Source organism: Streptococcus cristatus (genome assembly GCF_003943505.1).
Lineage (GTDB): Bacteria > Bacillota > Bacilli > Lactobacillales > Streptococcaceae > Streptococcus > Streptococcus cristatus_E.
In genome coordinates this window covers 89,741-101,481 of the sequence record NZ_RJPS01000008.1, presented here as the reverse complement: position 1 = coordinate 101,481, position 11,741 = coordinate 89,741, and the positions used below count along the sequence as shown (strand labels likewise).

Genomic DNA, 11,741 nt, shown 5'->3' with positions numbered 1-11,741 from the left:
GCACTGATTGAGGCAGATACGCTGTTGCTCATGCTTGTGCTTGCTGATTGGCTTGCACTGATTGAAGCTGACACGCTGTTGCTCATGCTCGTGCTTGCTGATTGGCTTGCACTGATTGAGGCAGATACGCTGTTACTCATGCTTGTGCTTGCTGATTGGCTTGCACTGATTGAAGCTGACACGCTGTTGCTCATGCTTGTGCTTGCTGATTGGCTTGCACTGATTGAAGCTGACACGCTGTTGCTCATGCTTGTGCTTGCTGATTGGCTTGCACTGATTGAGGCAGATACGCTGTTACTCATGCTTGTGCTTGCTGAGCTTGATGCTGATTGGCTTGCACTGATTGAAGCTGACACGCTGTTGCTCATGCTTGTGCTTGCTGATTCAGATGCACTGATTGAGGCAGATACGCTGTTACTCATGCTTGTGCTTGCTGATTGGCTTGCACTGATTGAAGCTGACACGCTGTTGCTCATGCTTGTGCTTGCTGATTGGCTTGCACTGATTGAGGCAGATACGCTGTTGCTCATGCTTGTGCTTGCTGATTGGCTTGCACTGATTGAAGCTGACACGCTGTTGCTCATGCTTGTGCTTGCTGATACTGAAGCACTGATTGAGGCAGATACGCTGTTACTCAAGCTTGTGCTTGCTGATTGGCTTGCACTGATTGAGGCAGATATGCTGTTACCCAAGCTTGTGCTTGCTGATTCAGATGCACTGATTGATGCGGACACGCTATTGCTCATGCTTGTGCTTGCTGATTGGCTTGCACTGATTGAAGCTGACACGCTGTTGCTCATGCTTGTGCTTGTTGATACTGAAGCACTGATTGATGCGGACACGCTATTGCTCATGCTTATGCTTGCTGATACTGAAGCACTGATTGAAGCAGACACGCTGTTGCTCATGCTTGTGCTTGCTGATTGGCTTGCACTGATTGAGGCAGAAACGCTGTTGCTCATGCTTGTGCTTGCTGATTGGCTTGCACTGATTGAAGCAGACACGCTGTTGCTCATGCTTGTGCTTGCTGATTGGCTTGCACTGATTGAGGCAGAAACGCTGTTGCTCATGCTTGTGCTTGCTGATACTGAAGCACTGATTGAAGCAGATACGCTGTTGCTCATGCTTGTGCTTGCTGATTGGCTTGCACTGATTGAAGCAGAAACGCTGTTGCTCATGCTTGTGCTTGCTGATTGGCTTGCACTGATTGAGGCAGATACGCTGTTGCTCATGCTTGTGCTTACTGATTCAGATGCACTGATTGAGGCACTCAAGCTTGTGCTTGCTGATTGGCTTGCTGATACAGATGCTGAAGTACTTTGACTTGCAGATACTGACGCACTAGCTGATTGGCTTGCACTGATTGAGGCTGACACGCTGTTACTCAAGCTTGTGCTTGCTGATACTGAAGCACTGATTGATGCGGACACGCTATTGCTCATGCTTGTGCTTGCTGATTGGCTTGCACTGATTGAGGCAGAAATGCTGTCACTCAAGCTTGTGCTTGTTGATACTGAAGCACTGATTGAGGCGGACACGCTATTGCTCATGCTTATGCTTGCTGATACTGAAGCACTGATTGAAGCAGACACGCTGTTGCTCATGCTTGTGCTTGCTGATTCAGATGCACTGATTGAGGCAGAAACGCTGTTGCTCATGCTTGTGCTTGCTGATTGGCTTGCACTGATTGAAGCAGACACGCTGTTGCTCATGCTTGTGCTTGCTGATTGGCTTGCACTGATTGAGGCAGAAACGCTGTTGCTCATGCTTGTGCTTGCTGATACTGAAGCACTGATTGAAGCAGATACGCTGTTGCTCATGCTTGTGCTTGCTGATTGGCTTGCACTGATTGAGGCAGATACGCTGTTGCTCATGCTTGTGCTTGCTGATTCAGATGCACTGATTGAGGCACTCAAGCTTGTGCTTGCTGATTGGCTTGCGCTTACTGATGTTGAAGCACTTTGACTTGCACTTACAGATGCGCTGGCTGATTGGCTAGCTGATACAGACGCTGAGTCGCTTGCACTTACAGATGCTGAGGCTGATTGACTAGCTGATACAGATGCTGATTGGCTCGCACTGATGCTTGCTGATACTGATGCTGATGCGCTTTGGCTCGCACTAATTGACGCAGACTGGCTCGCGCTGGCTGAGATAGACGCTGAGTTCTGGTTGTTAGATGCTGAAGCTGAAGCACTTTGGCTTGCGCTTACTGATGTTGAAGCACTTTGACTTGCACTTACAGATGCGCTGGCTGATTGGCTAGCTGATACAGATGCTGATTGGCTCGCACTGATGCTTGCTGATACTGATGCTGATGCGCTTTGGCTCGCACTAATTGACGCAGACTGGCTCGCGCTTGCTGAGATAGACGCTGAGTTCTGGTTGTTAGATGCTGAAGCTGAAGCACTTTGGCTTGCGCTTACTGATGTTGAAGCACTTTGACTTGCACTTACAGATGCGCTTGCTGATTGGCTAGCTGATACAGACGCTGAGTCGCTTGCACTTACAGAAGCTGAAGCTGATTGACTAGCTGATACAGACGCTGAGTCGCTTGCACTTACAGATGCTGATGCTGATTGACTAGCTGATACAGATGCTGATTGGCTCGCACTGATGCTTGCTGATACTGATGCTGATGCACTTTGGCTCGCACTAATTGACGCAGACTGGCTCGCGCTTGCTGAGATAGAAGCTGAGTTCTGGTTGTTAGATGCTGAAGCTGAGGCACTTTGGCTTGCGCTTACTGATGTTGAAGCACTTTGACTTGCACTTACAGATGCGCTTGCTGATTGGCTAGCTGATACAGACGCTGAGTCGCTTGCACTTACAGATGCTGAAGCTGATTGACTAGCTGATACTGATGCTGATGCGCTTGCACTTACAGATGCTGAAGCTGATTGACTAGCTGATACAGACGCTGAGTCGCTTGCACTTACAGATGCTGATGCTGATTGACTAGCTGATACGGATGCTGATTGGCTAGCTGATACAGACGCTGAGTCGCTTGCACTTACAGATGCTGAGGCTGATTGACTAGCTGATACAGATGCTGATTGGCTAGCTGATACGGATGCTGATTGACTAGCACTTACTGATGCTGAAGTTGATTGACTTGCAGATACTGAGGCTGAAGCCGATTGACTTGAGCTTACTGATGTGCTTGCTGAACGACTCGCGCTAAGCGATGCACTGGCTGAGGCACTAGCCGAACGGCTTGAACTTACGCTTGCTGAAGCTGAGCGACTCGCGCTAAGTGATGCACTCGCTGAAGCACTGGCTGAACGGCTTGAACTTACTGAAGCTGAGCGACTCGCGCTAAGCGATGCGCTGGCTGATGCTGAAGTTGATTGACTTGCAGATACAGACGCTGATGCGCTTTGGCTAGCTGATACAGATGCTGATTGGCTCGCATTTGTTGAGCTTGATGCTGATTGGCTCGCACTGATGCTTGCTGATACAGAAGCTGAAGCACTTTGGCTTGCGCTTACTGATGCTGATTGGCTCGCACTTGCTGAGGCACTTTGGCTTGCATTTACTGAGCTTGATGCTGATTGGCTCGCACTGATGCTTGCTGAGATAGATGCTGAAGCACTTTGACTTGCAGATACAGAAGCTGAAACTGATTGGCTAAGGGATCCGCTTTCTTTAACATTTACTTGAATGTCCTTAAAGTTAAGCTGTCCCGCTTCGTCAGTGATCTTATATTTGAGTGTTACAGTTCCTGTTCCAGTAGGCGTTCCAGAAATTTGGATAGATGGGATATAGCCAGTTTTACCAGCCCCTGGTTCATTGCTTTTAGTAGTAACTGTTAATCCAAGAGCTTCTAGTTCTTTCTTACCATGAATCAGTTCAACCGCTTGATCTGCAAGGTAAGAACTTTGCCAAGAACCAACAGACTTATCTCCTTTGTTATTACCATCATGAACATATAAAGTTTCATTAACTCGTTTACCGACTTCAATCTCAGGAACTAGTGGTTCAGGGGAAGGAGTTAGTGAGTCTTTGCTCTTGTTGATAATTGACTCCTGCGCAACCTCAGTTACAACTTCTTCTGGACGGCCTAGATAGGTAAAGAATTCAGCATCCTTACCTCCCACTCCATCATTATGTCTGATAAGATAATTAGGATTTTCAGTTTTAACAGTCCCCGTAACAGTGACTTTAGGAACATAGGTAAAATCAGCACGTCTTTCCACTCCTTGAACAAATCTCAAGCCCATATTTCTGGTCCAACCACCATTACCAGCGTACAAAGTAATAGCATTTCTAGCATCTTGCTCATATCTATACTGTTTATCATTATGGAAATAGTAGGTTTCATTGACTGTATCTCCTACTTTATATTTTGCAAGAGGAGCCAGTGCTTCTTTTTTCCCTTCGGCATCATACGTTACAGCAGGTCCCTTAAACTGAGAAGTAGTGAAGTTCATGAATACGCTGGTTTGAGGAAAGCTACGTCCATCAAAGGTCACATCCAGATTGACACTACTTCTAAGTGGTTTTGGATTATCACTCTTAAAAGTTACATATGGAATATAACGTCCAGGAGCCACTTCCACACGACCTGTTTCCGAGGTAATATTATATTTCTCTTGTGCTTCTTGCCAGTTTCGAGTCTCTAGAGTTGTTCTTGGAGAAAGTCCTGCAGACTCACTATCCTTATATGAACCGTAAGGATATTCGTCCGCATCAAATTGAGACTTATGCATATAATATGTCACTGAGAAAGGAACACCTGCTCGTCCCAGAAAGACCCGTTGTCTATTTAAACGACCACTTGTTTCTGGAGAGTTGATGCTATATGGATCGGTATTTAGAAAGAAAGGTTCTTTTGATCCAGTATCGATCGGATTTGCTCTAAATCCAGAATACCCTGTCTTTGGTGCAGTCGCTACAGTATTGTCAACCTTTTGGTTTTTCTCAGCTTGCTTGGTTGTATCCTTGCCTTGGGCTTGGTTCTTATCTGCTACAACACCAGCTGCGATGTTGTTGCTTGTTGTTGCTGCTTGGCTTGTGCTAAGAGCTGCACTTGCCAAACTTTGGTTAGCACTACCTGATACAAGACTTGCCGCAGGGTTGACCTTAAGGTTGAGCGATGCAGAAGCTGAGGTAGACACAGAAGCCTGAGCTGATGGTTCGCTAACAACTGATGTACTCTCAACTACAGAGGCAGGTGCTTGAGCGCTTGCTGACTCTGATGGTGTAGAGCTTACTGATGCAGATGCTTTTGCACTTGCTGAGACTGATGTAGAAGCTGATGTTGAAGCACTTGCAGATACTGACTGACTCTCTAAGACTGACTGACTTGCTGAGGCAGATTGACTGACTGAAACTGACTGACTCGCACTCGCTTGATCCTCAACAGATTGACTGACTGATACAGAAGCTGTTGCAGATGCTTGTTCTGCTTGAGCTTTCTTTACTTCTGCTTGCGCTTGAGCGATGATTGAGTTGGCACTTGTTTCAGTTGTTTCAGCCGCTTTCGGTTCAGCTGCGATGACTGTTTTATCCTTTTCTGTATACTCAGATGTTTCATCCGCATAAACAGTTTGCTCTTGAGTCATCACAAATCCTGCAGCCCCCGCGGCCAAGATTCCCCCTATACCCGCTAGCGTGTTAAAACTAAGGTGTGCGTGATCAAGTTCTTCAGTGTCTGACAGGGTACTAGAGACAACTTCGCCCATCCCACCGATACGGAAGAGATCCAATTGAGAGTTCGAGGCTTTTACCCAGTTTTTACCCGACTTGTAAAGCTTATAACGCTTTTTCTCATCTACGATCTCGAAATCTTTGTTAAATTTTTTACTTCGAAACATTCGATTCCTTTCTTTTATCCAATTGCGACCCTTTGTTAATCTCATGACCATTAACAAAGCGTAGTTGCGCTACCCTCTCAAAACCAAAGCCAATAAAAGCCACAGTCAGTCTCAGTTTTTATCCCTTTAACTCAGAAAAAGCAGATTTCAACTGGTATACACCAGTTGCTTTTATCTAGTATATACCATCTATTATTCTACCAAGATGGCTCCTCCTTTTCAAGTATTTATACGCTAAATAACCAATGAAAACGCCTAATTTTTACCTAAAATTCGCTTTTAAGTTTCAAATTGTTGAAAGCGTTTTATTATCTTTTGAACCTCTACTCCCCCCTTTCACACTAGTTCAATTAGATAGAGGCAAAAAAACCTTGACGATTTGCTCGTCAAGGTTCATCTTTTCCAGAGACCTCCTCCATCCAGAAAAAATCCTAGAAAAAGTGTCCCAACTGCATGATGATTGTGACCAAGAGGGTGATAAGAAAGAGAATGCCACCTAACACTGCAATCATACTAAACTCTTGCTTCTCCCTTTTCAACGGTCTTCTACGATTATCTAGTTGCTCGTTGATATGTTCCTGCAGAATTCCCTTTTTCTTCTCTGGCATGATTATCCTCCCTTACTAAATCTGCATAAAGGAACTTGCCTTCATCGAAAGCAAGTTCTCATGTATCTGGTTAAAGAATGGCCTTATATTGCTCCAAACTAGCCTGATTAGCAGCCTGTTTCTGTCTAGCAAGTGCTGCTTCCATCTCTGATGAGTGGGCAAGGACACTTTGAATCTTATCCACCATGGTTGAGACATTTTCTGGCGCGTAAATGTGATCATCCGCAATAAATCGACGGCTATGACAAGTGTTTTTGAAGCTGAGAATCAACATGTTGTTCTCAAAAGCTGTGCGACATGCATTGAGGATTTCATCGCTGATATTGATATCTAGATACAAGTCACATCTCTCAAAAAGCTCTGCAACCTTTGCCGGACGAACATTTGGATAAAGCGAAACATTCGGATAACGATTGAGCGCCATCAAATGGCCAGACATTTCTGTGATGGCTCCGATATGGAAATGTACATTTGGTAGCTGAGTCAAGAGCTGCTCTATTTGCTCAAGCTGATCACTATTGGTCAAAATCAAGGCTTCTGGATTCATATTATTAAGACGTTGGTAATCATAAATATAGCCAAGATTGTGGAAATAGACTTTTTCTTCCGGTGTTGCCAAGCTTTGAATTTTCTCATATACCTGCCTGTCCTGAACAGCGATGCGGATATTGCGATGAGGCATTTTCATAGCTACTTTCATATTTCCAGGTAGGGCTTCTCCGATAGGCTCTTGCCAGAAAAGAACATCTTCTGCACGACCATTTTTAGGACGAAGAGCGTAGGCCACCAAGAAGGGGGTTGCTAGAGAATTATAAATAATACGATCTGTATCATATCCACGATATTGCAGATAAAAGACGACAAATTCTTGTTTGGATTTAAAGATGTGACGCTTTCCTTCAAGTGTCAAGATGATATCACCAGTCAGATGATTTTCCATAATCACCACGACATCATTCTGGTCAAAATAGCGAGTATGGGTCGGACGTTGTGTCTGATCGTAGGTTATTTGTGCGAAAAGGCGTCCTTTGCGATTGTAGATATCTGCTGCTCGAACCTGCCCCTCTGTATCCAGCCATTCGACAGCCCGAACACGTCTTTCATGCGTTGGTTGGCGATAGAAAATATTGGCACGCTTCTTGCCCATATCCAAGATTTCCCCATTTACATTGCTGGAGCGAATCTCCCATAGGTGCGGTTTGGGGACAAGATTAAAATAAATTGGACGGCCTTCTGGTGTATCCAAATCTCCCGTAAAATAACTGTAAGGAGACTCGACATCTGGTGAAAGATAGCCATCGTCTTGCACAACAACAACAGGACAATCAAGTCCTGTTGCTTTTAATGAACGTAATAAATCAAAACTTGCTTGATCATAGCGGTCAAACAAACAAATCATAGTGGTTATGCCTTTCTTTCTGAATCCTACTTAGTTGGTCTGAGCCGATCGAACTAGATCAGACCAGCGCTGGGCAATATGCTCATCAAGGTAAGGTTCAGCTACCTCATAGGATACACGGGACAAATCTTCTTGAGAGTGTTGAGTTAATAGCTGAACAATCTTTTCCGCATACTCTGTCGTCATGGCATCTAGATCATCTGGACGAGCCTTGGGAATCAGGTAGCCATTTTCTCCATCGCGGATAAAGGTCGGATTGCCATAACGAACATCAAAGCCAATGATAGGCAGGCCAGAACCTACTGCTTCCAACAGAGTCAGACCAAAACCTTCACTTGTCGATGCTGCTAGATAAGCAGAATAATTCTTGTAAATATCCGCCATATGATGATGCCCCATCAGTCGAATATAATCTTCTGCTTGCAGATCCGCAATCAGCTTCCGCAACATAGCTTCCTCACCACCGGTGCCATAGATATCAAAGGTGATTTCCGGTAATTGCTCATGCGCCTTCACTACAGAGTGAATTAGCCAATCGATATGCTTTTCACTGGCCAAACGAGAAGCTGTCATCAAACCAAAAGGTTTCCGCTGACCTTCTGGTCGGCGCAGCTGATCCAAGCTACCCACAGGAATAGTTAAAATATTCTTCGGCTTGATGTCGGTATATTGAGCAAACTGCTCTTTCAGAAGCTCCGTTTGAGCATCCGTCGAGTTGATGATATAGTCCACTTCTTCAGCATGTTCAAACTGATACTCATAATAGTTATTCCACAAAATATAGTCTTTCTCAGCAGGATTTTCACTAAAGTGGTCTGCATGAACGATAACAGCTAGTTTGGCAGCCCCCTTATTGGCGAAGATTGGCTGGCCAATATCTGTCTCTCGGTCTAGAATCAGTAAATCCTTATCTGTCAACTTCAAACTTCTCATGAAATGAGCAACAAACTCCTGCTTGGAGTAGAAGACCTGATCTGGAAAACGATAAACTTGCGTTTCTTGCTTACCGTCTACCTCATCGATAATCTCTTCGTAAGCCACACTACCGTCTTCATTGAGCCAAGTCCGTTGATAGAGACGAGCCCGACCATCTACAGGACTATAATACTCAATAAAGTTTTTAGTATAAGTATAATATTCTTTCTGAATGAGACAGCCACGCGAAACAATCTCTGCCCGCTCAATCAGTTCATTATCCATATCGCATGAGTAGCACGTTACGAAATCATTATCTCCAAACAGGATCCGAAAGGTTTTATTCTCAGGATTACGAACGATTTCTATAGGTTCTCTATCAAAACTAGCTAAAACATGTGCCAGAGTGTAGGTCGTTGGAGCAATCTTAACATCTGTAAAATACTGATAGAGCCAAATGACCTCAGAGTCTTCAAAGCCGATATTCTTCGTCAAATGTTCAATATTATCGGCTGAAATAAAATCCATAAAGATGAATTTTGCCTCTAAGCCCACACTGCGAAGCAATTTTGCACGATAAATTTGTGCGTACTCAACCCCGCTGCTTGCCCAACCAATTCCTAGGTTGATGTTATAAATTGTCATAAACCATGTTCCTCTTACAAAAGATTATCTTTTTTAATTCTTGAAAGGCGTTTGATGATTTTTCCTTTCTTCTTTTTCCCTTTTTCTTTATCTTCGTCTTTAGACTTTTTGACAGGAGAAGTGAAGTAAGTAACGGGAACAGAGCTATCTGTACCTGTCTTAGCAAATGTTTGCTCAATATTCACAACTTCTTTTTGTGGAGCAGAGATTTCTACTGGGACTTCTTCCTCACCAAAAATATCTGATTCGTTTACTTCTTCTTCGTGCGCTTCAAGAGAAGCTTCATCGAATAGACTTTCAGCTTCAACTTGCTCATTTGGAGCCTCGTCTTCTTCCAAAGGTGTATCAAACAAACGCGTAGCTTCATCTTCCTCTAAAGGAGTATCAAATATGCTTGCAAATTCGTCGTCTTCCGAAGCTTCCTCGATTAGACTTGCGATGTCAATTTGACCCTCTAAAGTTTCTTCGTCTAGAATCTGACCAATTTGACTAAGAAGCTCCTTGATTTTTTCCTTTTGCGCCTTATAGAGTTGTTCCGTTTCAAGACGTTTTTTCGTCAATTCATCGATCTCTTCAAGGATAGACGATCTTACTTGTAAGAAGTCTTTCTGAGCTTTCTCTAGAACCTCTTGAGCCTCTTTTTCTGCCTTTTCATGTGCTTCAATAATCAGCGATTTAGCATAAACAACGGCTTCACCGATTTCTCTTTCTTGGTTCTTTAAAGCATCAATTTTTTTACGTAAAGATTCAATTTTCTCATTCTTTTTACGAATTTCACTATCAAATCCTTCTTCTAACGATTCAATGTATTCTTCAACTTCCTTGGCACGATAGTTACCAAATAGGGTCTTTTTAAGTCTCATTCTGCTCCCTCTATTCTTCATTTATTCTAATTATATACTATCTTATCAATTGTAGCATAAAATGACGCTTATTACCATTGTTTTATAAGTCTCCGAGCAAAAAAATCAGGATACTACAAGAGCAAATAAAATTCTATCCACCTGCTAGTTCCATGGTTCTCTTAGTTTTGTAACCTTATTCTTTTATAAACAAAAATACCTGAATAGATGACCTATAATCCATTCAGGTATTTCATAAAAGGTAACTAAATGTAAAAGCGTCTATTTTAGAAATTGAGATCTACCCAGCTAAGAGGTGTATAACCAAGAAGCTCAACGCCATCATATTCTACTGTTTTAACGATCTCTTGAATATTCGTTTTTAACTCTTCTATTGATCGGCTGTCTGACTCATCCAATACTAGATCATCTTCCACAATAAACAGTGGCTTTTGATAGCGGTCATAAAGATTATTCATAGCTAGGCGAAGACCTACAGGATCAATTGGATTCTTATTGGTATTATTATAGCCATATTTATTGATAAAGACTTCTTGAGAATTACTAGATGCATGGTAACTAAAGCTAACAAAATCAACCTTTCCGACTCGTAAGTCAAAGAAGTCATCATTTTCAATATCCAAAGCAATCTGCTCACGTTCTAAACGACGCAAGAAATGGTTTGGATAAGAACCACGAACTTGTACATCTGTAAAGACATAGTTTTCACGGTTCTTAACTTCTGCTTCCATCGCATCAATCGCACTATCTAGATTTTGACTATAGTTACGACTAACTACCAACATGCCACCAAATTGAAATTCTGGATTGATTGACTTTCCAAGCTTAACAGCACGTGCCGAAGCGACCAATTGATAGTGAGCCGCCTGCCAGATTCGTTGGTTCCGATTTTCTCCCTCTTCAAAAGACAGACCGCCACCAAGATATGGTAAATGATGTAAAATATTAAATTCATTAAAGGTAATCCAATATCTTACCTTGTCTTTAAAATGTCTGAAAACAGCTTCTGTATAATGCTCATAAAGTTCAATCATCTTGCGGCTCTTCCACGCGCCGTATTTTTCATACAGGTGGAGAGGAAGATCGAAATGACTTAAAGTTACAATCGGTTCAATGTCCTTTTGCAACACTTGATCAATGATAGCTTCATAATATTTCAAACCTTCTTCACTTGGCTGCGCTTCTTCTCCAGTTGGGAAAATTCGTGCCCAAGAGATAGAAATTCTGTAAACATTGAAGCCCATCGATTGAATCATATTCAAATCACTAACATAATCCGGTTGACTCGCTAAAGTAAATTGTCCCAGAAGATCATAGGCACCTATTGGTACTTTTTTGTAGTTGATTTCCCCTGTCAGTACTCCTATACGTGGTTCACTAATTGGTAATACATCCGTCGTTCCCAAACCTTTATTGCTGTTGGGCATCGTATTTCTAATCATAATGACTCCTTTTGATTTTGTGAATATATGTGGATACTATTGCATCCTCT

At 43.0% G+C, this 11,741-nt stretch carries 6 protein-coding genes; all 6 read right to left on the bottom strand.

The genetic code is table 11. The annotated features are described in order from the left end of the window. The coding region (locus D8792_RS11835) for a KxYKxGKxW signal peptide domain-containing protein (protein ID WP_260470270.1) at positions 1 to 5,819 on the bottom strand (5,819 nt) is incomplete at its 3' end. A gap of 431 nt (positions 5,820 to 6,250) precedes the next feature. Then, positions 6,251 to 6,427: a hypothetical protein gene (locus D8792_RS08065; protein WP_048764096.1), complete on the bottom strand. Its 177-nt coding sequence runs from the start codon at positions 6,425 to 6,427 to the stop codon at positions 6,251 to 6,253. A 70-nt stretch (positions 6,428 to 6,497) separates the two neighbouring features. Then, positions 6,498 to 7,826: an accessory Sec system glycosylation chaperone GtfB gene (gene gtfB / locus D8792_RS08060; protein WP_125373625.1), complete on the bottom strand. Its 1,329-nt coding sequence runs from the start codon at positions 7,824 to 7,826 to the stop codon at positions 6,498 to 6,500. A gap of 30 nt (positions 7,827 to 7,856) precedes the next feature. Beyond that, positions 7,857 to 9,386, bottom strand: a complete 1,530-nt coding sequence (gene gtfA / locus D8792_RS08055; protein WP_005592354.1) for an accessory Sec system glycosyltransferase GtfA — start codon at positions 9,384 to 9,386, stop codon at positions 7,857 to 7,859. Positions 9,387 to 9,400: 14 nt separating this feature from the next. Beyond that, positions 9,401 to 10,249 carry a coiled-coil domain-containing protein gene (locus D8792_RS08050; protein WP_005592329.1) on the bottom strand — a complete coding sequence of 283 codons (849 nt, stop codon included), beginning with the start codon at positions 10,247 to 10,249 and terminating at the stop codon, positions 9,401 to 9,403. Between the two features lie 266 nt (positions 10,250 to 10,515). Further along, the gene (locus D8792_RS08045; RefSeq protein ID WP_125373624.1) at positions 10,516 to 11,691 is read right to left on the bottom strand and encodes a family 1 glycosylhydrolase; all 1,176 of its coding nucleotides are present in this window, start codon (positions 11,689 to 11,691) and stop codon (positions 10,516 to 10,518) included. Positions 11,692 to 11,741: the final 50 nt, after the last annotated feature.